Origin of the sequence: Streptomyces ortus, from assembly GCF_026341275.1 — a bacterium.
Taxonomy (GTDB): Bacteria; Actinomycetota; Actinomycetes; order Streptomycetales; family Streptomycetaceae; genus Streptomyces; species Streptomyces ortus.
This window is the reverse complement of the sequence record NZ_JAIFZO010000002.1, coordinates 8530149-8555753: the sequence shown is the minus strand read 5'-3', so window position 1 is coordinate 8555753 and position 25605 is coordinate 8530149. Positions and strand designations below refer to the sequence as shown.

General features: G+C 71.3%; 13 protein-coding genes. All 13 read right to left on the bottom strand.

What is annotated here, in order from left to right:
• Positions 1-6 precede the first annotated feature (6 nt).
• Positions 7-2280: an aminotransferase class I/II-fold pyridoxal phosphate-dependent enzyme gene (locus K3769_RS40385; protein WP_267031183.1), complete on the bottom strand. Its 2274-nt coding sequence runs from the start codon at positions 2278-2280 to the stop codon at positions 7-9.
• A gap of 199 nt (positions 2281-2479) precedes the next feature.
• Positions 2480-5215 carry an AAA family ATPase gene (locus K3769_RS40380; RefSeq protein WP_267031182.1) on the bottom strand — a complete coding sequence of 912 codons (2736 nt, stop codon included), beginning with the start codon at positions 5213-5215 and terminating at the stop codon, positions 2480-2482.
• Positions 5216-5671: 456 nt separating this feature from the next.
• Positions 5672-5902, bottom strand: coding sequence for a hypothetical protein (locus tag K3769_RS40375; RefSeq protein WP_267031181.1), 231 nt, complete (start codon positions 5900-5902; stop codon positions 5672-5674).
• Positions 5903-6403: 501 nt separating this feature from the next.
• On the bottom strand, positions 6404-7417 hold the full coding sequence (locus K3769_RS40370) for a ParB/RepB/Spo0J family partition protein (protein ID WP_267031180.1): 1014 nt from the start codon (positions 7415-7417) through the stop codon (positions 6404-6406).
• 366 nt (positions 7418-7783) lie between these two features.
• Positions 7784-9955: an ABC transporter ATP-binding protein gene (locus tag K3769_RS40365; RefSeq protein ID WP_267031179.1), complete on the bottom strand. Its 2172-nt coding sequence runs from the start codon at positions 9953-9955 to the stop codon at positions 7784-7786.
• A gap of 70 nt (positions 9956-10025) precedes the next feature.
• Positions 10026-10250, bottom strand: coding sequence for an MbtH family protein (locus tag K3769_RS40360; protein ID WP_282566338.1), 225 nt, complete (start codon positions 10248-10250; stop codon positions 10026-10028).
• A gap of 310 nt (positions 10251-10560) precedes the next feature.
• Positions 10561-11817 carry an ABC transporter permease gene (locus K3769_RS40355; RefSeq protein ID WP_267031178.1) on the bottom strand — a complete coding sequence of 419 codons (1257 nt, stop codon included), beginning with the start codon at positions 11815-11817 and terminating at the stop codon, positions 10561-10563.
• Positions 11814-12536: an ABC transporter ATP-binding protein gene (locus tag K3769_RS40350; RefSeq protein ID WP_267031177.1), complete on the bottom strand. Its 723-nt coding sequence runs from the start codon at positions 12534-12536 to the stop codon at positions 11814-11816. The genes K3769_RS40355 and K3769_RS40350 overlap by 4 nt, the downstream gene beginning before the upstream one ends.
• Complete coding sequence (locus tag K3769_RS41020; protein WP_267031176.1) at positions 12533-13843, bottom strand: peptidoglycan-binding protein; 1311 nt, start codon at positions 13841-13843, stop codon at positions 12533-12535. The genes K3769_RS40350 and K3769_RS41020 overlap by 4 nt, the downstream gene beginning before the upstream one ends.
• On the bottom strand, positions 13840-14418 hold the full coding sequence (locus K3769_RS40340) for a hypothetical protein (protein WP_267031175.1): 579 nt from the start codon (positions 14416-14418) through the stop codon (positions 13840-13842). Before K3769_RS40340 ends, K3769_RS41020 begins: the two co-directional genes overlap by 4 nt.
• A 62-nt stretch (positions 14419-14480) precedes the next feature.
• On the bottom strand, positions 14481-14753 hold the full coding sequence (locus K3769_RS40335) for a ferredoxin (RefSeq protein WP_267031174.1): 273 nt from the start codon (positions 14751-14753) through the stop codon (positions 14481-14483).
• Positions 14750-15916: a cytochrome P450 gene (locus K3769_RS40330; RefSeq protein ID WP_267031173.1), complete on the bottom strand. Its 1167-nt coding sequence runs from the start codon at positions 15914-15916 to the stop codon at positions 14750-14752. The genes K3769_RS40335 and K3769_RS40330 overlap by 4 nt, the downstream gene beginning before the upstream one ends.
• Positions 15913-25422, bottom strand: a complete 9510-nt coding sequence (locus tag K3769_RS40325) for a non-ribosomal peptide synthetase (RefSeq protein ID WP_267031172.1) — start codon at positions 25420-25422, stop codon at positions 15913-15915. The genes K3769_RS40330 and K3769_RS40325 overlap by 4 nt, the downstream gene beginning before the upstream one ends.
• Between the last annotated feature and the right edge of the window lie 183 nt (positions 25423-25605).

Sequence of the window (25605 nt, the reverse complement as noted above, 5' to 3'; positions counted from 1 at the left end):
GAGAATTCACGACACCGCGGCCTGCGCCTCGATGAACCGCGCGAGACGGGCGGTGCCCTCTTCGATATCGGCCGTCGTGAGATAGCTGATGGAGAGACGGAGGGCTTGATCGCCGCCGCCCTGCGGATAGAAGTAGTTCATCGGCGTCCAGATGACGCCGAATTCCTGTGCCGACCGGGTCAGCGCCTCATTGTCCGCCCGGAAGGGAACGTGGACCGTGAGGAAGAAACCACCGGTCGGTTCGTTCCATCGCACGCCGAGAGCGGCTCGCCGGGCCGCCGGCAGACGGGCGTCCAGATTGCGCAGTGTGGTCCGCATGGCATTGCCGTAGTAGGCCGCCGGTTCGACGTTCATCTCGGAGATCCGGCCGCCGCCCGCCAGCAGGGCGCCCGCCACCGCGGCCTGGCTCAGCGACGAGGTGTTGACCGTCACCATGCTCTTGATCTTGGCAAGCTCGTCGGCCAGGAGACCGGTCCGGCCGAAGGCGTCGACCACCTGCTGGTCGGCGACGGCGAAGCCGACCCGAGCGCCGGGAAACACCGTCTTGGCGAACGAGCCCAGGTGGACGACGCTTCGCGAACGGTCCATGGACTTCAGCGTCGGCAGCGGCGTACCCGGGCTCACCCTGCGGTAGGGGCTGTCCTCGATGAGGAGGATGCCGTGGCGCTCCGCCGTCTCCAGCAGCGCGGCGCGCGTCGGCGCGTCCATCGTGGTTCCCGACGGGTTGGAGTGATCGGGAATCACGTAGAGGGCCCGGGGGCGCCGTCCTCGGGCGCGCTCCCGCGCGATCGCGGTCTCCAGGTCGACGCAGGAGAAGCCGTCCTCCCGCTCCTCCACGGCCGTCACCGGCACGCCCAGCAGCCGTGCCACGCCCGTGATGCCGACATAGCAGGGGCTCGCCGCGAGCAGCACGTCGTCGGGGCCCGCGGTGAGGGCCCGCACCACCAGCAGCATGGCTTCCTGCGCGCCGACCGTGATCACGATCGACTCCGCCGGGACGTCGACGCCCTCGTCCGCGCGCAGGGAGTCGGCGACGATCTCACGGATCTGGCCGGCGGTGGGACCGTACTGGTACATGGCGGTACGGATGTCCTGCTCCGTGCGTCCCTGCGCGGCCAGTTGGTCAAGGTAGCGGCGGAGGTACGTGAAGATCTGCTCGGTGTCGAAGAATCCGTCGTAGGGCCGCCCCGGCGCGAAGGAGACGGCGTCCGGGTAGCGGTGGGTGACCTCGTTGAGGAAGGTCATCGTGTCCAGGACGGGATCGGAGAGGCTGGCGTGGAGGTCCTCCTTGCGCAGGACGCCCACGGCATTTCCCGGGGCGTTCGCGGCATCGCCCCGGGTGCCCGTCGGGCGTACGGGGAGCGGCGGACGGTGTCCGGTACGGAGGCTGTCGGGGCACGTCTCGGCGATCAGGGCGGTTCCGGTGAACGTCATCGCCTCCCCCAGTTCGCGTACGAGAGTGCCCAGCACGTCGGTGACACCCTGCTCCCCGTCGACGATCAGCCCCTCCAGCACCAGTCGTCCCACGAGGACCGCGTCGGCCCCCGAGGCCAGGGAGACCAGGATGTCGGCGCCCCGGCGGATGCCGCCGCCGAGCAGGACGGGGCGGTGCGTGCCCGCGACCGCGGCCAGGTCGGGCAGCGTCTCCAGCGAGTCGGTGACGATGCCGTCGGCACCGGTGTCGAACGCGCGGGCGGCGTCGGCAGCGGTGCGTACGCCCGCGACGAGCAGGGGCAGCGCGGACGTGGCGCGCAGCCGTTCCAGGTCGGCCCAGTCCGCGCGCGGAGCATCGGGGCGCGCGGGTCGGCCGCCGCCGCCCTGGGACCGCACAGAGAGAAGGAGTGCGGCGAACCCGGCACGCTCCGCGTCGGCCACCGACCGCTCGACGTCACCGTGCTCCCGGTGGCCGTAGGTGCGGAGCCACCGCGTCCCGTCGGCAGTCGGCACCGGGTTCGCGAGGTCGTTCGCAGGGACCGTGTCGACCACGACGGGGAGTTCCGCCGCGTCGGCCGCCCGCAGCACGGCGGTCTCGTCCGCGGGCCGGGCGGGTCCGGTGAGCGGGCCGACGGCGATCGGCGCGGCCCAGGGACGGTCCAGGATCTTCGTGGTGGTGTCGGGCGGCCCGGGCCGGGTGGACCGGCCCGGCCTCAGACCGGTTCGGTCGAAGGCCGCCCTGGTCTCCGCGGATGCCCGTTCAACGGCTTCCAAAGACTCCGCCAGAACGTGATCGAATCCTTTCCTGGCCAGTCGCGCATAGTCGTCGAGGCTCCGTACGGCCATGGAATTCCTCCCGGCGGAATCTGGTATTGGAAGGCTGATTCGACATACAGGATCACACGGTCGCAATCCTCACCACAACACTGTCCAACGGTCCGAAACCGCTACTTGGACGGGGATTTGACGCGGACCGGGCAATTACCAGCGGATGCAACGGATGCAACGCATTCGAGGACTACGAGGGATTCGGGGGATTTTCTTCTCATCGTCCGTGCAGAGGGCAAGCGGCCTCCGAGAAAAGCACGAGTGACGTCGGAAGATCCGCCCTGCCACGCGCCTTCAATTTCCGATAAATTTTGGTGAGATGCTGTTCCACCGTACTGACCGTTACGGTGAGCCGGTCGGCGATCTCCCGGTTGGTGCAGCCGGACGCGGCGAGAGCTCCGACCCGGCGTTCCGCCTCGGTGAGTTCGGCCAGCGCCGCGGGCACCGCGTCCGTATCGGCGGCGCCCGCCGGGACCACGCCCCGGGCCGGCGGGGAGGGAGCGTCCCACAGTGCGCCCAGCGGGTGCTCGTGCGCGAGCGGGGTGGTCTCCTCCTCCGCTCGGCGCGCGGCTTCCTCGTCGGCCCGGGCGCGCCTCAGCTCCAGCCCGTCGCCGCAGATTTCCAGGATCCGTACCGCTTCCCGCAACAGCCGCAGCCGGTTGCGGGACGGGCCCACCGCCACGAGCTGGCGCAGCGCGACGCCACGGGCGCGGGTGGGCCGCTCGCCGAGCCGGGCGAGGTGTTCCTCGGCCCGCTCCCGGGCCCGCCGGTGATCGCCCAGGGCGATGAGGGCGGCGACCGCGTCATTGCGCCAGTCCACGAGTTCCGGTGCGTCGAGCCGCCACTTCGTCATCAGCTCGCCGCACGACTCGAAGTCCCGCAGGGCGGCACGCGGCCGGCCCAGGGCGAGGTGGAAGCGCCCCAGGGCCTGGAGGTAGGGCAGCGCGAAGGGAGTGCCGAACATGACCATGGGAACGGGCAGGTCGAGACAGGTCCGCGCCGTGTCGACATCGCCCCTCTCGGTCGCCGCGCGGATCGCCAGGGCCAGCGGCAGACCGATCGCGATGCCCCAGGCCTCCGGACCGACCAGGCTCAGCGCGGTCCCGGCGGCCTCGCCCGCGTCGGCGGCGTCACCCCGGCTCAGCGCCACGGCCGCTCGGATCGTCTCCAGGAACGCCCGCCGCATGGGGGTGCGCCGGTTACGGGGCTCGTCCAGCAGCCTCTCCGACCAGAGCATCGCCTCGTCCAGCCGCTGGGCCCCGATCAGGAAGATCAGCGCCACCAGCGTGTCCGCGAACGGACCTGCCCTGCCGGTGCCGCGCAGTGGTTCGTCGGGGGCCGGGCCCTTCCCGAGCTCGACGAGGTCGGCCGAGAGCCTGAGGAAGGTGCGGGGCGACATCGTGGTGCCGCGTCGCAGACCGGGGCAGCAGAAGGACAGCCACACCCGGGCCAGGGTGTGGTCCGAGCGGATGACGGCCCGGGCGTGGCCCGCGCCGTTCCAGACGTTCTCCGCGCCGGCGCCCTCCCGTGCCTCGATGATCCGCAACAGGTCGTCGGCCTGGGCGAACTCGCCGCGCCACACCTTCTGTTTCACCACGATCAGGGCGTCGGACCCGGTGAGCAGACCGGCCCGCACCATACGGCTGAGCTGCGGCAGGTACCGGGACGCCTTCGCGGGGTCGATGAGCCACTGTGCCTCCGCGAGGGCGGCGATCACCTCGGCTTCCTGGTTGGCGTCCGTGCAGAGGCCGGAGGCGTGTCGCAGATAGTCGACGCTGGCACCGGCGTCTCCCGCCGCCAGGGCCTCGCGCGCGGCCTCCCGGAGGATGTCGGGCTGCCAGGCGGCCTGGTCCGGGTCGTGGCCGGCCAGCAGTTGTTCGGCCACGACCGCCGCGGGCGCGCCGCTCTCCCGGAGCAGTTCGGCGGCCCGGGCCCGCAGGGCCGGCAGGTCCTTGCAGGGAATGTCCGCGAGCACGGTCAGCCGGGCGCGCTCGTGGCCGAACCACGAGCCCGAGAGCAGTCCGGCCGCACGCAGGCCGGTGACGCTGCGGCGTACGGAGGTCGCGTCCTCCCCGAGGAGGTCGCCGATCAGGGCGGGTGTCACGGACTTGCCGAGGACGGCGGCGGCGCGCGCGACGGCGAGCAGGGTCGGCTCACAGCGGTGCAGGCAGCGCAGAAACGCGTTCCGGAACGACTCGCCCGGCACCGGGGCACCGCGCCCGGCGGTCTGCGCCGTCCCCTGCCCGGCGAAGTCCTCGATCAGGGCGTCCAGCAGCAGGGGGTTCCCCCCGCTCGCCCGCGCCCACAGCTCGATGGTCTCCGGCGCCACCGAACGCGTCACCGGATGATCCGTCAGATACCGGGCGACCCCCTCGGGCGAGAGCGGACCGACCCGGATCCGATGGCAGTAGGACAGGTGGAGCGTCTCCGCGTGGAGCGTGGCGAGTGCCTGGTCGTGGCTGGAACTCTCGGTCAGGACGACCAGGACGGGCAGCGCTTCGATGCGCCGTACGAGATATCTCAGGCACTGGAGCGATGCCTCGTCGGCGAAGTGCACGTCGTCGACATGGAGGACGAGCGGCTGTTTCCCGGCCAGTTCGGCGACGGCCCGGTAGACGCGCTGCATGAGCGCGCGTGGCACCCGTCCGCTCGCCCCCGCCGCCATCGCGACCTCCGCGACGTCCGGTGGCCAGCCGACCGGGCCCGCCGCACCCATCGCGGTCACCAACTGGTCGATCAGCCCCAGTCTGTCCAGGCTTTCGCTCGCCGAACCGGTCGCCGACAGGACGGTGCTCCCCTGCTCCGTCACCTGCTCGACGAACGTCTGGATCAAGGCGGTCTTGCCGCATCCCACAGGACCGTTGGTAATGACCAGAGAACCCTTTCCGGCCACGCACCCTCTGTAGAGACGACGAAGCAGACCGACTTCTCCGCCCCTTTCGCTGAGCTTCACAGGCACCCCCGTACCTTCACCGATCAATCAGCGCATTTCAGGATAGCGTCTTATTCACGCCGACACGGGCAAGATTTCGGACACTCAGCCTGAGAATGGGGGGTTGTTTTCAGATAGAGACCCGGAAGGGCCGGCCGTCCGGAGCCGTCAGGAACTGCACGCGAGCGCTCTTACGGGCACCGGGCTCGGCAATGCAGGTGGTACTGGACGCCACGTGGAGCCGCTGACCTTACGGAACGTGAGGTTCGTAGACCTGTTCCTGCCAGACGCTTCATCGATACTGACTCCGAGTCACCATCCCGTACCGAGAATTCATGGAATATTTAAAGAGAAATACACAACCTCTCCCGGTAAAGCAAGAGCGGAATGGTTCACGCCACTTTCCCGACCCGTACACGACTCGGGGCCGTCGCGAAAGCGCACCTTTCGCGACGGCCCCCTGTCCGAGGCGCGGGCTCAGCCGATCCGCGCGACGTCCTCCCCGATCCTCTCGGCGAACTCCGACCACAGGTCGGCGAACTGCCGGGCGAGGTCGGCCACGATGTCACTGCAATGCGGCGGGACGTTGCTGATGATCACCTCCCACTCCTCCTTGCGCAGCGCGTGCAGAGCGAGCAGACGCAGCAGATTGCGGCCCGTCTCACTGGAGCGCAGTGCCGGGTCGGCCATCAGCCGCTTGACCAGCACGGCGTGCTCCGAAGCCCGCACGACGTCCGGACGGGTCCGCCGGCCCGACCGGACGGGCCTCAATTCCCCGAACTCCCCTCCTACGGTCCGTTCCTCGTCCGGTGCGGCCTCCCGCCGGCGCCGCCGGGGCAACGGGTACTCGCCGTTGCCCAACCGGGGGATCCGAGGCGACGATGCTCTCTGCGGCGCGCTTGCGATCGGCGAGCGCCAGCGGCAGGCCGTGAGTGACGTTGAGCCTCACCGCCAGGATGAAGGCCGCCGTTTCGTCCCCGTCGAAGAAGCGGGCGGCGATCCTGCTCTCGCCGCGCAACCGGGCGGCTTTCAACCGGTGGTAGCCGTCGATGACCCGCATCATCGGCCGGTGCACCGTGATCGGCGGCAGCGGGTTGAGCGCCACCGCGAGCACTTGTTTGTGTTCCGGACACCCTCCGGCCAGGCGGACCCCTACGCCCCAGGGGGTGCCTGGATCCGGGGGATCCGGGGCTCCGGACAGTGCGGCGGTCAGCCGACCGAGGCGGTGACATCACTTCTCACCCGGGTCGCGAAGTCCGCCCACTTGTCGGCCAGTTGGACCGCGAGGTCGGCGACGACACCGCTGCAGTGCGGCGGGACGTTCCCGATGATCGCCTCCCACTCCTCCTCCCGGACCGTGTGGATCGCGAGGAGCCGCAGCAGACAGCGGCCGGTCTCGGAGAAACGCAGCGCCGGATCGGCGGCCAGCCGCTTGACCAGCACGACACGGTCGGGCGCCACGTCCGCGCGGGACCGCCCGAGGGGGTGGGCCCGCCGCCCGGTCGCGGGTTCGCCGCGTGGTGCCGGGACGGGCGCGGGCCGGGTGTCCTCGCTGGTGCCGGCCTCGGGCGCGGCTGCGTGGCGCGGTTCGGTGTCGCTGTCGCGGCGGCGCGAACGGGGCAGCAGGTCCTCCCCGTTCCGCAGGCGGTTGCGCACGTCGCGCACGGTCTCCGGGGAGATGCCGGCCGCGCGGGCGACCTGACGCAGCGACAGATTTGGTTGTCGGGACAGCAGTTCACCGGCACGGAGGCGGCCGGCGGTCCCGTCGAGCGGGCGCATCCGGCCGTCCTGGCCGAGTCGGCGCGCCTCCGGGTCGGCGGCGCCGGAGCCCAGGCGGCGGCGGATCTCGCCGACGGTTCCGGGGGCGATGCCTGCGACCGAGGCCACTCGGCGATCGGACCAGTGGGGGTGGGAGGCCATGATCCGTTCCGCGGCGCTCTGCCGGTCGGGCAGGGCGAGCGGAAGCCCGTGGGTGACGTTCAGTTGGACCGCGAGGACGAAGGCGTCCGACTCGTCGCCGTCGAAGAAGCGGGCGGCGATGGTGGTGTCCCCCCGCAGCCGGGCGGCGCGCACCCGGTGGAAGCCGTCGATGACCCGCATCGTGGGGCGGTGGACGATGATCGGCGGCAGCGGGGTCGGCACCGCCGCGAGCAGCTCGATGTGTTCCTGTCTTTCGCCGGCCAGCCTCGGTGACCCGGTCGGCCGTAACGCGTCGATTTCCACTTCCAGTATGGATTGTTGAACGATGACTCCCCCGGTTTCCACCCCTGCTCCTCACCGGCCCTCGCCGCCATCACGACGAGCGGCCGCTCTCGTTCTCGTTCTCGAAGAGGAATTTCCTTCCGTACCGTCCGCCGCGGGGCCACTGCCGTGCAGTGCGGCCGCACCGGCATCATCCCTATTCAGGCGCCTGGCACCACACATACCGCCCGCATCGGACAGGACAGAACGTAACAGTCCCCCAATACGTTCGAAACCCCTGCTTCCGGGCGAACGGCCCCTCGGCGTAGGGGTTGACGGGACGACAAAAGCGGTGCCCAGGAGCGCCACAGGGGCGTCGCGGGCACCGCTCGGAGATCGGAAAGGGGATCAGCGGGTTCGGGGACCCCCTGGACCACCCCGGCCACCCGGGCCCTCGGGGCCGCCGGGGCCACCCGGGCCACCCAGGCCACCGGGGCCGAAGACGACCGGCCCGCCGCCGGGCCCGCCCATCCCCGGACCACCGACCATCCCGGGACCACCGACCACCCGCGGACCGCCAGGACCTCCAGGACCTCCAGGGCCTCCAGTGCCTCCAGGACCTCCAGGACCGAAGACGACCGGCCCGCCACCGGGGCCCACCGGCTCCGGAACCCGCTGCTCCGGCAGCCCCTCGACCTCGCTGTCGTCCTCACCGTCGAGGGCGGGCCGGGCGAACTGCGTGCGGTAGAGCTCGGCGTAGAGCCCGCCGAGCATGAGCAGTTCGTCATGGGTGCCGCGCTCCACGATCCGCCCCTGGTCGAGGACGAGGATCTGGTCGGCGTCCCGGACGGTGGACAGGCGATGCGCGATGACCAGCGAGGTCCGGCCGGCCAGCGCGGTCTTGAGGGCCCGCTGCAGGGCGGCCTCGGACTCGGAGTCGAGATGCGCCGTCGCCTCGTCGAGCACGACCACCGGCGGGGCCTTGAGCAGCAGCCGGGCCATGGCGACGCGCTGCTTCTCGCCCCCGGAGAGCCGGTATCCGCGGTCGCCGACCATGGTGTCCAGGCCGTCGGGCAGCGAGGCGACGAGCCGCCAGATCTGTGCGGCCCGGCAGGCCGCGACCAGTTCCTCCTCGGTGGCGTCCGGGCGGGCGTAGAGCAGGTTCTCCCGGATGGTGGTGTGCAGCAGGTGCCCGTCCTGGGTGACCATCCCGACCGTGTCGCTCAGCGACTCCAGCGTCAGGTCGCGCACGTCGCGGCCGTCGATGAGGACGGTCCCCTCCTCCGGGTCGTACAGCCGCGGCACCAGGTGGGTGATGGTGGTCTTGCCCGCCCCGGACGGGCCGACCAGCGCGGTCAGCTTGCCGGCCGGGACGGTGAAGCTGAGGTCGCGCAGCGCCCAGCTGTCACCGTCACGCTCGGCCGTCGGCGTGGCGAAGTCCTCCAGAGAGGCCAACGAGACGTCGGCGGGCCTCGGGTGACGGAACGACACCCCTCGGAACTCGACGCGGGGAGCCGTGTCGCGGGTCGCGGCGGGTGGCAGCGCCACCGCGTCGGGTTTCTCGGTGACCAACGGCCGGAGATCGAGAATCTCGAAGAGCCGGTCGAAGCTGACGAGCGCCGTCATCGCGTCGGCCTGGGCGTTCGACAACTGGCCCACCGGAGCCATCAACCGGGTGAGCAGCGTGGTGAGGGCCACCAGGGTGCCGATGCGGAAGGCGCCGTGCACGGAGAGCACTCCGCCTACGCCGTAGACCACGGCGGTGGCGACCGAGCCGATGAACATGGTCGACAGGAAGAGCATCTTCATGGAGACCGAGTTACGGACCCCGATGTCACGGCCGCGGGCGGCGAGCCGCGCATAGCGGGCGGTCTCCCGGTCCGGGCGGCTGTAGAGCTTGGCGAGGAGCGCGCCGGCGACGTTGAACCGCTCGTGCATGAGCGAGCCCATCTCGGCGTTGACCTGCATGTGCCGACGGGCCAGGCCCTGCAGGCGGCGGCCGATGAGGCGGCCGGGAAGGATGAAGAGCGGGACCAGCACCAGGGAGATCAGGGTGATCGTCCAGGACAGGTAGAACATCGTGGCCAGCACGAACACGACGGTCAGTCCGGAGGACACCACGGTGGAGAGCATCTGGGTGACCGCCTGCTGGGCGCCGATCACGTCGGTGTTCAGCCGGCTCACCAGGGCACCGGTCTGCGCCCGGGTGAAGAAGGCGAGCGACTGCCGCTGCACATGGTCGAAGACCTTCACACGCAGGTCGTAGACCAGGCCTTCGCTGACCTGGGCGGAGAACCAGGTCTCCCCGAAGCCCACCAGCGCGGCCAGGACGGAGACCGCGGCGACCGCGACCGCGAGCCAGACCACGGTCCCGGTGTCCCCGGCCATGACGCCGTCGTCGATCAGGTACTTGAGCAGCAGGGGCGGGGCCACCGCGCAGAGGGCGTTCAGCGTGGTGCAGACCACGAGAAAGCCGATGGAGCGGCGGTGCCCACGGGTGTACGGAATGATTCTTTTCGTCGTTCCGGGCTTCGCCCGCTGTCTGTCGTTCGAGGAATCCGGCCCGTCGGATCGGACCATGACCGGTCCGGGCCCGCCCATCATGGCCACAGGTACTCCCCGGGTCGCGTCATCACTGTCCGGCCGGCCATCAGTGGGCCGCCTCGGTCTTCTCCATCGCGTCGATGAGGCTCTGCGGACGAAGATCCGTCCAGTTCTCCTCCACGTAGGCGAGGCATTCCTTGCGCGTGGCCTCACCGAAAGCGAGCCGCCAGCCGTTCGGAATCTCTGCGAACGCAGGCCACAACGAGTGCTGATTCTCCCTGTTCACGAGCACCAGAAAGGTCCCGTTTTCGTCGTCGAACGGGTTCGCCATAATCGCTCCCACTGGATCGTATTCCTCGGTGGATGAGAAAACCTTAGCCGCCGCTAATGCGACGAACAAGGCTCACCAATTCGAGGAGAAATCCCCGCGGAGTAATTTCTGGATATAGGTATTGTTTATTCGGGACGAGTGCGGTCGGGTCACCAGTGTCACGTGCCGGACGCCGACACGACAGAGCGTCCAACCGACCGACACGAGCACTTGGACACGGGCCCGGGGTGCGACGCCCCCTCCGCACGGGGGTGGACGGCGGAGGCGCCGCGGTCCGGTTTGTCAACTGTCAAGGCACGGCCCCTGCCGGCTAGTTGGTCGCGAGGGCCTCCGTCGGGGGCAGCCGGGCCGCACGGACCGCGGGGTAGAAGCCGGCCAGTCCGCCGATGGCGAGGGTCGCGGCCAGACCGCCGGCCATCGCCCACAGCGGCACCAGGGCGGCCCACCCCTGATACGCGGCATAGCCGTCGGTCACGCCGATGCCCAGCAGCACGCCGCCCACGCCGCCGAGCCCGGACAGCAGCAGCGCCTCGGCGAGGAACTGGATCCTGATCTGGCCCCGGGTGGCGCCCAGCGAGCGGCGCAGCCCGATCTCCGAGCGCCGCTCCAGCACCGAGATGACCATGGTGTTGGCGACCCCGACGCCACCGACCAGCAGCGCAACCCCGCCCAGGCCCAGCAGCAGCCCGCTCAGCGTCTTGTCCGTCGCGTTCTTGGCGGCCAGCGCGTCGGAGGGACGGGAGACGTTGACCTCGTTGGGGTCCTCCGGAGACACCGTGGCGCCCAGGACGCCGTGCACCTTCTCGACGTCGGCGTCCTTCGCCCGGGTGTAGATCGTCGTCGGATAGCCGTCGAAGGACAGCTCCTTCTCCGCCGCCGTCCAGCCCACGAAGGCCTGGGTGTCAAGCGTTGGCAGCAGCTCGTTGTGCGCCAGCAGGCCCACCACGGTGAACCAGGAGTTGCCGAGCCACACCTGCACGTCGGGGCCGGCCCGGTGGATCCCGAGGCTGCGTGCCGTCTCCGAGCCCAGCACCACGGCCGGATAGCGGCTGCTGGCGCCGTTGAGCCAGCGGCCGTCCACGACCTTCCCGCCGATGGACCTGAGCAGGTCGGTCCGCGCCGCGCTGACCGAGAGGCTGCCGGACTCCACCGACGGAATGCGGTCGTTGCGGTAGAGCTTCGCGTCCGTGGTCCCCGTGGCGGAGGCCGAGATCACCTCGGGGCGGTTCCCGACCATGGCGACGGCGTCCTCGGACAGATGGGCGTTCGCGCCGGTCATGGTGGTGCCCGGGGAGACCGTGAGCAGATTGGTGCCGAGGGCGGCCAGTTGCTTGTTCAGGTCGTTCGTCGACGAGGTGGAGATGCCCACCACGCCGATCATCGCGGCGATGCCGATCGCGATGCCCAGGGCGGAGAGGAAGACCCGCATGGGCCGCGAACGCAGGCCCCAGCCGCCCACCCGGGCCACGTCGGACAGGCTCAGCCGGGCCGCCCGGGGCCGCGGCGGCGGGGGCAGTTCGGCCCAGGGCCGCTCCTGGCCGGCCGGCGGCGACTGCGTCGTGCTCATCGATCCACCCCCGTGTACGCCAGGGCGCGGGGCCCCGTGGCCCCCGTATCGTGCTCGATACGCCCGTCCCGGACCCTGACCTCGCGCGGCAGCGACGCCGAGACGTCCCGGTCGTGGGTGATGACGACCACCGTCGTCCCCGCCTCGTGCAGTTCGTGGAGCAGTTCCAGCACCACCGTCCCCGAGCGGGAGTCCAGGGCGCCGGTCGGCTCGTCGGCCAGCAGCAACGGCGGATCGCCGACCACGGCGCGGGCGATCGCCACCCGCTGCTTCTCACCGCCGGACAGCTGCTGCGGCTCGTGCAGGAGCCGGTGCCCGAGGCCCACCCTGCGCAGCGCCGCCTCGGCGAGCCGCCGCCGCTCACGGCGGGGCCGTCCGCCGTACAGCAGGCCGTCCGCCACGCTGTCGAGGGCGGGGACTCCGGCGGCGAGGTGGAACTGCTGGAAGACGAAGCCGATGGCGCCGGCCCGCAGCGCCGACAGCTCGCGGTCGTTGAGGGAGTCCACGGCGTGGCCGGCGATCGCCACCGTTCCCGACGAGGGGCGGTCCAGTGTGCCCATGATGTTGAGCATGGTGGACTTGCCCGAGCCCGACGGACCGACGACCGCGAGCATCTCGCCGCGGTGGACCACCAGGTCCGCCTCGGTCAGGGCGGCCACGTCGCCGTACGACTTGCTGACTGCGGCCAGCTCGATCACCGGGTGGGCTGCGACGGTCACTTCGGAACCCCCACGACCGTACCCGCGGTGATGCCGGTGCCGGAGACCTCCACCATGCCGTTGCCGAACGTCCCGAGCTTCACATCGCGGTACTCCGTCTTCGCCCCGGTCACCACCTCGACCGCGTAGCCGCCGCCGGGCAGCGCGAACAGGGCGCTGATCGGCACGGCCAGCACGTCGGCGCGCGTCTCGGACGCGAACTCGACACTCACGGAGGCGGCCTGGTAGGCGCCGATCTTCTCGGCGTCCTCGACCTTCAGCTCCACCGGGACGGTGGCGTTCGAGGAGCCCGAGCCCGGTGAACCCCCCGAACCTCCGGCGGACGAGGAGTCCGAGGAGTCCTTCGACGACGTCGGTGTCCCGATGTCCGTCACCACAGCGGTCACCGTGGTGTTGTCCGGCAGTGTGACGGTCGCGGCTCCGCCCTTCTTCGACAGGTCCGCGTACTGCACGGGCAGGTCGACGGAGATCACGCGATCGGTGCCTGTCCAAGTGAGCACGTCCCCGGCGAGGGTGTCGCCGACGGCGAGCTCCCCCTTGGCGACCCGCCGCGCGCCGGCGGCCACCAGCGCGTCGCCGACCCGCACCTCCCCGGTCTGCGAACGGCCGAGCTTGTCCTGCCACTTCTGCACGGCGGCGGCCGTGCCGTAGTCGTAGGTGTCGTCCACCGTGAAGCCCCGGTAGCCGAGCGCCCTGAGGTTCTTCTCCAGCATCTTGACGTCGCTGCCGCTGTCGCCCGGCTTCAGCGTCCGGTACAGCGGCACCGAGCCGTACAGCAGTGGCACCGACCGCTGGTCGACCTTGTAGACCGGCTGTCCGCGGGTGATGGTGTCGCCGTCCGAGGGCATCCAGGTGACGATCCCGGAGCCGGCCCCGCCACCGCCCTGTCCCGACCCGCCGGACTGCGCCGAGCCGGGCGACCCGGGAGCCTGGACCGCCGCGGTGTCGCCGTACCCGAGCTGCCCGTCCACGGTCTGGGAGCTGGTCAGCGTCGTCCGCTTCACCTTCGCCGTGGCGGGCGGTCCGGAGGGCGCCGTCGCCTCGGTCTTGCCGTCCCCGCCGCCGAACACGCCCGTGGCGGCGCCGGCCGCTGCCACGGTGACCACCACCGCGCACGCGACGATCAGTGCGATGCGCATCCCGCGGCGCCTCGGGCGACCGCCCTCGGGCGGCGGCTGCTCCACGGCACCGCCGTTCCCGTCGAAGGAGGCGAGGGCCGCGGTCCTCGGCTCCAGTTCCCCGCCCGGGACGTCCGCCGCGCTCTCGGGGGCTGCCGTCTCCACGGCCCCGTCCTCGCGACCGGTCACTGCCCCCCTCCTGTGACCATCAGGCTGCCGCCGGGCCGGATGCTGTAACAGGCGGACGTGGCCTTGGCGAAGTTGGGGTCGTCCTGCCCGGAGATGCCGGCCGCGTCGGCGTCGATGATGATCGTGCTGCCGTCGACCTTGGGGTCCTGGAAGTCAGGCATACCGTTCTTGCGGATGCACTTCGCCCAGGCGGCGACCTTCGTCGCGTCGAAGGACCGGCTGTTGGCGGCGGCACCCATGTCGCCCTGCACCAGTTTGGACTGGCAGGCCGACTGGGCCGACTTGAAGGTCGGCGAGTTCTGGTCGATGCCCTCGGGGACCGTCAACTGCACCCGGCCCTGGTCGTCCTCCTTCGGGTCGGGGTAATTCGAGACGCCGTTGTCGCGCATGCACTGTGAATAGGCGACGGCCGAATTGGAGGAGTCGCTCGACGAATTCGACGAGCCCTGGCTGTCGTCGGAGGCGTCAGTGGATTTCGGGTCCGGCGAACATCCGGCGAGCATTGTTCCGGCCGCCAGCACGGAAAGGACCGCCAGGACCGGCCCGGCCATACGCTTCTGAAATGTGTTCGGCATACCACCAGTTCTACGGGGCACCCGGTCACACCGAGGTTGCAACGGGCGCCCCACGCGGCCGTTCAGTCAGCCCGGTCCCCCGCGGCACTCTCCCGTGTGTCGGGCACCACCAGCGTGATGGCTCCGGCAGGGCAGCGGGACGCGGCAGCGCGCAGTACCGGCAGCGCCTCCGGTGCCGCCTCGCGGACGCGTGGCAGCGCCAGGCCGTCCTCCTCGGACTGGTCGAAGTACCTTGGCTCGAACAGGGCACACACCCCCGAGCCCGCGCACCTGTCGCGGTCGACCCGGATCCCGATGTTCGCCGCGCCCCCGTCCGCGCCGGTCACCGGCGTCACCAGGCGACCGGAAGGGTCTCGACGCCGAACTGCGGAGCCAGCAGTCTGAAGCGCAACTCCTCCACCCCGGCGCCCAGGCGCAGGCCGGGGAACCGCTCCAGCAGCCCGGTGAAGGCGATCCGCATCTGCACGCGTGCCAGCCCGGCGCCCAGGCAGAAGTGGTTGCCGTGGCCCAGGGCCAGGTGGTTGGCGGACTCCTCCCGCGCGATGTCCAGGCCGTCGGCGAGGCCGTCATCGTGCGGGCAGCGGTTCGCGGCCAGCACCGAACACGACACCACCTCGCCGGCCCTGATCATCTCACCGGCGATGGCCACGTCGACCAGTGCCGTACGCGGCGAGACGACCGCCACTACCGAGACGTAGCGCAGGAGTTCCTCCACGGCCCGGTCCATCAGCTCGGGGCGTTCCCGCAACAGGGCCAGTTGCTCGGGATGGAGCAGCAGGGCCAGGGTGCCCAGGGCGATGGCCTCCGCGGTGTTCTCGATCGAGCCGTTGGCGATGCCCTCGCAGAGTCCGGCCAGCTCCTCGTCCGTCACCCCGTCCCCGTGCTCGCGGATCAACGTCCCGACCAGACCCTCGCCGGGATGGCGGCGCTGCTCCGCGACCAGTTGCTCGAAGTGCCTGAAGTACGCCGTCGCCGCCGGCTTCCGGCGGGCGCTGTGCCCGGCGGCCCGGTAGTCGCTCAGCCGGGACAGCTCGGGCAGGTCGTCCCGGGGCAGGCCGAGTATCTCGGCGAGGACCAGACCGGACACGGGCCGGGCGAAGTGCCGCATCAGGTCGGCCGGTTGGCCCGCCCGCTCCAGCACGTCCAGGTGGTCCGCGACGATCCGCTCCATCATCGGCTCCAGCCGCCGCATCTGCCGCACCGTGAACATGGGTGCCACCAGCCGCCGCAACCGGCTGTGCTCGGGCGGGTCGATGTGCAGCAGGCTGCCCTCGTGCTGATCGAGTTTGCGGCCGCCCGGCTCCGGGGGCGGCACGTTGGAGAACCGCTCGGAGTCACCGAGGATCTGCCGCACCACCTCACGGCCGGTCGCGATCCAGCCGGGCATTCCCCCGGGCGCCTTGGAGAGCGGTGCCCGCGCACTGATCTCCAGGAGTTCCGGCACCGGGTCCAGCAGGCTCCGGCGCTTGTCGACCTGTAGCTCGAACGACTGCGTCATGCGTGGTTCCACCTCTCCGACGTGTCCGACGTGTCCGAGGCCGACTGCTGCTCCACGAGCCGTCCCGCGACCGCGCGCCCGATGACCGCGGCGCTCTCGGCCCACAGCAGCCCTATGTGGTCGGCGGGGACCTCGATCCCGTCGACGCGGCCGGCGATGTACTGCTCCCAGGTCGTGCGTTTCTCGTCGAGCGACATCTGGGCCAGACCGCCCTCGGTGGCCAGGAACAGCAGCGCGTCGCCGCCGAAGCGCCGGGGCGTGTGCCGCCGTTCCAACCCGATCATGTGCTGCTTCGTCCTCTCCATGTCGCGGGTGAACGCGTCGGCCAGCGGCGCCCCCACCTCCGGACCGCTGAGCACCACGCGCCCTTCGCGGTCCACCCCGTCGCCGTCCTCCTGGTGAGTGCTCTCCGCCTCCCGGTGTCCGCCGGGAAATCCGTCCAGCAGCGCCAGCAGCGAGACGCGTTGGCCCTGCTCCTCCAGCGCGGTGGCGACGGCCTGGGCGAGCACCGCGCCGAAGGACCAGCCGAGCAGTTGGTACGGCCCCTCGGGCTGCACCGCACGAATGCGTTCGACGTGACCGGCCACCATCGCGGCCATGCTGTCCGGCATCGCCCCGCGGCCGGCGAAGGCGGGCGTCTGGAGGCCGTAGACCGGGAGGTCCTCCGGAAGGTGCTGGAGGATTCCGGAGTAGCACCAGGCCAGGCCCGTGCTGTGGTGCAGGCAGAACAGCGGTGTGCGGGCGTCCCCGGGCCGCAGCGCCAGCAGCGCGTCCAGGTCGTCGCGCCGGCGTCCGGCACGCCGTGGCGCCGACAGGTCGGCGCCGCCGTCCTGCGCGGCGCGCGGCTCCACCAGTCCGTCGGAGGTCCATGCCGCACGCCGGCCGGTGCGCAGCATCAGGTCGCCACCGGGTCCGAAGGGGTCGGGCACGAAACTGCCCGCGGTACGGACCGGCGCGCCGGCATAGACGCGGGCCAGGGACGGGCCCGCCACATACAGGTCGCCTGCCACTCCGGCCGGGACCGGCCGGAGCCAGGCGTCGAGAACGTAGGCGCGCGCGGTGCGGGGCAACGGGACGGCGGCCCGCGCGGGCTCGCGGTCCGGCCGCTCCGTCGCGGGTACGACGGTGGTGTCCCCCATGTCCACGGTGCCGCCCGCGCGCAATACGGCCATCACACCGACAAGGAGTTCGGCGACGGGTGCGCCCGCGTCCAGACGGACGGTGCCGTCGGCCGATCCCGTTGCCGGGGAGGCGGCCTGACGATCGATCACCCGCCCGAGCAGGGAACGGTGATCCAGCATTTCACCCACCACAGTGCCGTCCGGTGCCTCTACGGCAAGGACGACCGCCGGTTGGGACGGCGACGGTGCCCGGACCGTGGCGGTGCGGCGCAGCCTGCTGTTCCCGGCCCGGATCGCGTCCTCCACCCGCAGTACCGGCACCGTCCCCGACACGGCGGCGCCGCCGGACCGGACGAGCGCGGCCGGGCGTTCGCAGCCCAACGCGGCGGCCTGCGCCGGCGGGCCCGCCGGGTCGTCCGGGTCCGCGATCAGGCACACGGCACCGGAAGCGAGCACCCCGAGCACGGCGACCACCCAGCCGGTGCCGGGCCGGGCCGCCACCACGACGACATCGCCCGCGCCCACCCCGAGCCGGTCCAGCCGCGCGGCGAGCCAACCTGCCGCCCGGTCCAGCGAGCGCCGGGTGAGGTGACCGTCCCGGTCACGGACGGCCACGGCGCGCGGATCGCGGGCCGCGGACTCGGCGAACGCCGGGAGCACGGTGCCGTCCGGGACCTGGGCCGCGCCCAGGTTCCACTCCTCGGTGAGCCGCCGGAACTCGGCCGTACCGAGCAGGATGTCGATGCGGCTCAGGGCCAGTTCGGGATCTGTCGCGACCTGGTGGAGGACGTGGACGAGCCGCTTCGCGAGGCGGGCGGCGGTGGCCCGGTCGAACAGTTCCTCGGCGTAGTCCAGGGTGCCGTCGAGGCCGCCCGGCCCGCCGTCGTCCCGGTAGCGGTCGGTCAGCCGGAGCGACAGATCGAACCCGGACGCCGGGGCACCGAGGTCGACCGTCGAGGCGTTCAGTCCGGGGAACGCCGGCACGTCCCACTTCTCCGCGGTGTCCTCCCGTACGTCAAGGACGGTCTGGAAAAGCGGATGCGGCTCGCCGGGCGCCTCTTCCGCGACGCCCAGGATCTCGGCGATGCGCGCGAACGGCACGTCCCCGCGTACGTCGGCCTCCCCCGCGGTCTCCCAGACGCGGCCGAGCAGTTCCCGGAACGTCGGGTCGCCCGAGACGTCGGTGCGCAGCGGCAGCAACCCGACGAACGGGCCCATGGCGGCTTCGAGTTCACCGCCGGCCGCCGGCCGCTGCGTCACGGCGCCGACCGTCAGATCGGTACCCGCGCCCATCCGGGCGAGGAGCATCGCGAGACCGGCGTGGACGACGGCCGCCGAGGTCGCGCCGAGCGGTCGGGCCACATCCATCAGGCGGGCGTGCGTCGCGGCGGGGACGCGCAGCGGCACCGAGCGGGCCCGGTGGTTCGGTCGGGCGGGCCGCGGCCGGTCCGTGGGGAGGACGGTGGCGGTCGGGGCGTCCGCCAGCATCTCCTTCCAGTACGCGATCTGGTCGCCGACCCCACTTCCCTGGGCGTCCGCCGCCGTCGCCTCTGCTTCAGCGTCCGCGAGTCGGCGGTTCTGCCACACCGCGTAGTCGGCGAACTGCAGGGGCAGGGGCATGCGTTCCGTGGCTCGGCCCTCGCGGCGCGCGCCGTACGCCACGGAGACGTCGCGTACGAGAGCGTCCCGGGACGTGTCGTCGGCGCCGATCCGATGGAGGACGAGGAGGAGGACGTGGTCCGTGTCGGAGAGCGCGTACAGGGTGGACGCCCAGGGTGTGTCGCGTCCGAGGTCGAAGCGGTGGTCGGCGCGGGCGGCGAGGACGGCGGGAAGCTCCTCCTCGGTCGCCTCGACGAGTGGCAGGGCGGGAACGGCGGCGGGGTCGTCGGCGTCCAGGATCCGCTGGACCAGTCCGCCGTCCGGGGTCTCGGCGAAGACCGTACGCAGGATGTCGTGCCGTGCCGCCACGTCCGCGAGCGCGGCCCGCAGGGCGTCGTGGTCGAGTTCGCCGCGCAGGCGCAGGGCCACGGACGACTGCAGGGCCCGCGTCCGGGAGTTGGCCGCGGCGCGCCGCCAGTCGAGCCGCTGCCCGGCCGTCGTCGGAGCCACACCGCCCTCGTGCTGGACCGCGACCACCGAGGGCCGCTCCTTCAGGGCCAGGATGCGCGCCGCGCCGATCGGGGTCGGCTTGCTGAAGAACTGTTTCATGTCCAGTTCGACACCGGCCTCCGAGCGGATCCGGCCCGCGAGGTGCATCGCCAGCGCGGAGTTGCCGCCCAGGTCGAAGAAGTTGCCGTCGGCGGCCACCCGATCGATGCCCAGTACCTCGGCGAACAGGGCGCAGAGCAGTTCCTCCGTCTCGGTCCGGGGCCGCACGCCCAGGGTGCCGTCGTCCAGTTCCGGGACGGGCAGGGCGCCGTGATCGATCTTGCCGTTGACAGTGAGGGGCAGGGCGTCGAGGACCACGACGACGGAGGGGACCATGTAGTCCGGCAGGCGCGTCGCGGCGTGCTCACGCACGCTCCCGGTCTCCACGCCCTGCCCGCCCGCCGGGTCGGCCAGCAGGACGTAGGCGACGAGGCGCGGGTTGCCCGGCCGGTCCTCGCGGACCGTCGCGATGGCCGTCCTGACGTCCGGGTGGGCGGTGAGGACGGCTTCGACCTCGCCGAGTTCCACGCGGAACCCACGGATCTTCACCTGGGTGTCCGCGCGCCCCACGAAGGCCAGGTTGCCGTCGCCGTCGGGCAGCCACCGGACCAGGTCACCCGTGCGGTACATCCGCTCGCCGGTGCCGAACGGGCAGGTCACGAACCGCTCCGCGGTCAGCTCGGGCCGGTTGACGTAGCCCCGGGCCAGACCCGAACCGGCGATGTACAGCTCCCCGGTGACGCCCGCGGGCACGGGCCGCAGATAGGCGTCCAGCACATAGGTGCGGACGTTGGGCAGCGGCCGGCCGACGGCCGGGGGCGCGTCCTCGCCGGTGATGCCCTCCTCCAGCAGTACGGCGGTGGTGATGACGGTGGCCTCGGTGGGTCCATAGGTGTTCCACAGACGGGCGCCCGCACGCCACCGGGCCGCGAGACCGGCATCGAGCCGTTCCGCACCGAGCACCCAGTTCCCCACGCCCGCGACCGATGTCGGCTCCAGGGCACGCAGCAGGGAGGGCACCACGCTCGCCACCTCGACCCCGGCCGCCTCGACCATGCGCGCCAGCGCCGCACCGTCCATCCGCTCGTCGGGCGAGGCGATCGCCAGTGTGCCCCCGGCGGCGAGGGTCACGGCCACGTCCAGCACCGCCGCGTCGAAGCTGAACGACGCGAACTGCAACGCCGTGAGCCCAGGTCCCACACCGAGGACGGGGCCCATCGCCGAGGCGAGGTTGGCCACGGCAGCGTGCTCCACCGCCACACCCTTCGGACGACCCGTCGACCCCGATGTGTAGATGACGTACGCCAACTGGCCGCCGACCACCTCCGGCAGCACCCCCGAGTCAACCCCCAGCTCGCCGACCAGAGCCGTCTCCACGTCCGCCGACAACCGGCCCGCGGTCTCCTCCGTCACCAGCACCAGTTCGGCACCACTGTCGGCCACCATGAACAACAACCGGTCGGACGGATACTCCGGATCCAGCGGGACGTACGCACCACCCGCCTTCCACACCGCCAGCATCGCCACGACCATCTCGGTCCCACGCGGCAGACACAAACCCACCCGCGACTCACGCCCCACACCCCGGGCGATCAATCCCCGCGCCAGCGCATCCGACCGCACATCCAACTCGCCGTAGGACAGCGGTCGGTCGCTGAACCACAACGCCGCCGTGTCCGGCGTCCGCACCGCCCACCCACGGAACCGCTCCACCACCATCGACGCGTCCACCTCCCGCGCCGTGGCGTTCCACTCCTCGACCACGGCGGACCGCTCGGCCTCGTCCAGCACCTCAAGGGCGCCCAGTCGGACGTGGGGGTCGGCCGAGGCCTGCTCCAGCACCCGCGCCAGTCGCTCAGCGAAACGGCGTACGGTCGGCTCGTCGAACAGGTCGGCGGAGTAGAGGATCCCGCCGCCGAGACCAGCCGGGGTACCGCTTTCGGAGCGGCGCTCGTTCAGCGACAAAGAGAGATCGAAGCGGGCCGCGGGAGCCTGTGCCGGAGGAACCGCCTCGACGGTCAGGCCGTCGAGGTCCCACTGCGCCTCAGGCAGATTCTGCAGGGCCAGCATCACCTGGAACAGCGGGTTGCGGGCCGCGGAGCGCGCAGGGTTCAGCTCATCGACCAGCCGCTCGAACGGCACGTCCTGGTGCGCGTACGCCGACAGGTCCGACTCACGGACCCGCCGTAGTATCTCGGTGAACGACGGATTCCCGGACACGTCCGTGCGCAGAACCAGGGTGTTGACGAAGAAGCCTGCCAGCTCCTCCAGTTGAGCGTCCGAACGGCCGGCCACCGGTGTGCCGACGCAGACGTCCTCCCCGGCGCCCATCCGCGCCAGCAGCACCACCAACGCGGCATGCACCACCATGAACATGGTCGCCCCGCTGCGGGCGGCCACCTCCGCCAACCGGGCATGCGTGGCCGCGTCCACCCCGACCGGTACCGAACCACTGCGGAACGAGGGCGTCGCCGGGCGCGGGCGGTCGAAGGGCAGCGCCGTCTCCTGCGGCGCTCCGCCCAGCGCCTGCTTCCAGTGCGCGATCTGACCGGCTCCGGCGCTGTCCGGGTCGTCCAGTTCGCCCAGCACCTCCCGCTGCCACAGCGCGTAGTCCGCGTACTGGACGGGGAGGGGTTCCCACTCCGGCGGGCGACCGCCGTGCCGGGACCGGTACGCCGTCCTCAGGTCCCGTGCCAGGACGCCCATCGACCAGCCGTCGGAGGCGATGTGATGGGAGACCAGCAGCAGGACCCACTCCTCCTCAGCGACCTTCAACAGGCAGGTGCGCCAAGGCAGTTCGGCTCCCAGGTCGAATCCGCGACCGGTCTCCTCGGCCATCGCCTCCCGCCAGCGCGCGCCGGCTTCGATCACCCGAAGTCGAGGGCGGCCCTCGGCCCCGTCGCGGATCTCCTGGTACGGCACGCCCTCCACGTCGGGGAAGACCGTACGGAGGCTCTCGTGCCGCTCCGCCACGTCGCCGAGCGCCGCCTCCAGCGCCGCCACGTCCGGCCGGCCCAGCAGCCGCAGGGCGAACGGCTGGTTGTAGGCCGCGGCCCCCTCGCTGTCGCCGTCGGCGCCTTCGATCAGGTTGAGGAACCACATCCGCTGCTGCGCGAACGACAGCGGCACCCGTTCCGGACGTTCCCGGCGGCGCAGCGGCACACCGGGGGCCGCCCCGGCCCTGTCGACCAGGCGTGCCACCCCGGCCACCGTAGGATCCGCGAACACCTCGCGGACCCCCACCGACACATCCAGCTCCGCCCGCATCCGCGCGATCAACCGCATCACCAGCAGCGAGTCGCCGCCCAGCGCGAAGAAACTCTCCTCCGCCCCGACCTGCTCCACCCCGAGCAGTTCCGCGAACAGGGCGCACAACGCCTCCTCCACAGGCGTCTCGGGCCCCCGGGATCCGCCCGCTCCGAGGTCGGGAGCGGGCAGGGCGGAGCGGTCGATCTTGCCGTTGACGGTGAGCCGGAACGCGTCGAGTACGACGATCACCGACGGGACCATGTACTCAGGGAGGCGGGTGGCGGCGAAGGCCCGCAGCGTCTCGGCGTCCGCGTCCCCGACGGCGTATCCGATCAGTCGTCCGTCGCGCGCCAGCACCACGGCCCGCTCAACCCGCGCATGGGCGGCCAACACCGCCTCGACCTCGCCGAGTTCGACCCGGAACCCGCGGATCTTCACCTGCGCGTCGACACGCCCCACGAACTCCAACTGCCCGTCCGACGCCCAGCGCGCCACGTCACCGGTGCGATACATCCGCCCCGGCCCGTCACCGAAAGGACAGGCCACGAACCGCTCAGCCGTCAGATCGGAGCGGCCGATATAACCACGGGCCAGACCCACCCCCGCGATGTACAACTCCCCGGCCACACCCACCGGAACAGGCCGCAGGAACCCATCCAGCACATAGGTACGAACATTCGGCAGCGGACGTCCGATCGCCGGCGGCACGTCCTCACCCGTGATGCCCTCCTCCAAAAGGACGGCAGTGCTGATGACGGTGGCCTCGGTGGGTCCATAGGTGTTCCACACGCGAGCGCCCTCACGCCACCTGGCGGCGAGACCAGCTTCCAGCCGCTCCGCACCCAGGACCCAGTTGCTGACTCCCACGACCGACTTGGGCTCCAGAGCGCCGAGCAACGACGGCACGACACTCGCCACGGCCACACCGGCCGCCTCGACCATCGCGGTGAGAGCGGAGGGATCTTGCCGCTCCTCCGTCGTGGCGATCGCCAGTGTGCCCCCGGCGGCGAGGGTCACGGCCACGTCCAGCACCGCCGCGTCGAAGCTGAACGACGCGAACTGCAACGCCGTGAGCCCAGGTCCCACACCGAGGACGGGACCCATCGCCGAGGCGAGGTTGGCCACGGCAGCGTGCTCCACCGCCACGCCCTTCGGACGACCGGTGGACCCTGACGTGTAGATGACGTACGCCAGTTGATCGGAGGTGACGTCCGGCAGCTCACCCAAACCGGTCGCCAACTCCCCCACCAGAGCCGTCTCCACGTCCGCCGACAACCGGCCCGCAGTCTCCTCCGTCACCAGCACCAGTTCGGCACCACTGTCGGCCACCATGAACAACAACCGGTCGGACGGATACTCCGGATCCAACGGAACGTACGCACCACCCGCCTTCCACACCGCCAACATCGCCACGACCATCTCGACCCCACGCGGCAGACACAAACCCACCCGCGACTCACGCCCCACACCACGGGAGACCAACCCCCGCGCCAACGCATCCGACCGCACATCCAACTCTCCGTAGGGCAGGGTGTTTCGCCGGGACACCAAGGCGGTCGCATCCGGCGTCCGCGCCGCCCACGCGCGGAACCGCTGCAGCACCGTCGAAGCGTCCACCTCCTGTGCGGTGGCGTTCCAGTCCTCGACCACGGCGGACCGTTCGATCTCGTCCAGCAATTCGATATCGCTGAGCCGCAGTTGTGGATCGGCCGCCATCTGCTGCAACACCCGAATCAGCGAAGCCAGCACGCTCTCGGCACGGGCCCTGTCGAACAGGTCGGGGCGGTAGTCGAGGTGCAGTTCCATCCGCTCGCCAGGGATGACGATCAACGCCAGTGGATGGTGGCTGGCATCCTGTGGGGCGCCGCCCGGCCCGATGACGAGTGTGTCCGGGTCGTGCGGTGCCGGAGCGGCGGAGTGCGGGTAGTTCTCGTAGACGACGAGCGTGTCGAACTCGGCGCCTGGTCCGGCGATCTGCTTGATTTCGGCTAGACCAAGGTACTGATGGCCCATCAGGTTGATGTGGCGGGTCTGGAGTTCGGACAGCAGGTCGGCCACCGACAGGTCACCGGCCAATTCGGCGCGTACCGGCAGGGTGTTGATGAACAAGCCGATCAACGACTCCGCACCCGGCAGGTCCGCCGGCCGCCCGGCCACCGTCGTCCCGAACACCACGTCCCGGCGCCCCGACAGACGAGCCAGCACCAGAGCCCACGCACCCTGCATCACCGTCGCCACGGTGACGTCACCCTGACGGGCCACGTCGTTCAGCACCCGCGTCAACTCCGCATCGCATTCGCCGAGGACCGTCTCGGGCCGCAGGGGCAGCCGGGCCGGGTTCGCCGGAGCAACCAACGTCGGCTCCTCCGCCCCCGCCAACTCCTCCCGCCACGCGATCCGTGCGGCTTCCCGGTCCTGCCGGCCGAGCCAGGCCAGGTAGTCGCGGTACGACCTGATCGGCGGCAGCGCCCCAGCATCCCCGTCCGCCCGGTACACCGCCTCGAGTTCGCTTACCAGGATGGGCAACGACCAGCCGTCGAGCACGATGTGGTGGGTCGTCAGCACCAGTCGATGACGCCGGTCGCCCAGGCGGAGCAGCAGCAACCGCAGCAGCGGACCCCGTGCGACATCGAAGCCGTCCGCCAGTTCGGCCCCCGCCAACCGGTCCGCCTCGGCCTCCGCGTCGGCCTCGGCCAGGCAGCTCAGATCGGCCTCACGCCATGGCAGCTCCACCTCCCGCGCGATGACCTGCACCGCCTCGCCCGACTTGCGCCGGCGAAAGCTGGCCCGCAAGGTGCCGTGGCGGGCGATCAGGCCCGCCCAGGAGCGGCGGAGACGGTCGACGTCGAGCGGACCGTCGAGGGCCAGGGCCCGTTGGCCCGCGTACACGTCGGAGGCCCCGTCCCCGAGGGACGCGTGGAACAGCAGCCCCTCCTGCAGCGGCGACAGCGGCCATATGTCTTCGATGGCGGTCCGGGTCCGGGTCATCGCGTACGTCTCCTCACAGCGGTTCGCAACGTCGGTTCGGCAGCGGGGACAGAGCAGTGGGGGGCGGGCGGAGCGGACGGAGCTGTGGGGGTTGGTAACGCGGACGGAGGTGTGGGGCATGGCAACACGGACAGCGCTGTGGGGGTTGGTCGGCAATGAGCGGTGGTTAAGGGTCCTGGGGGG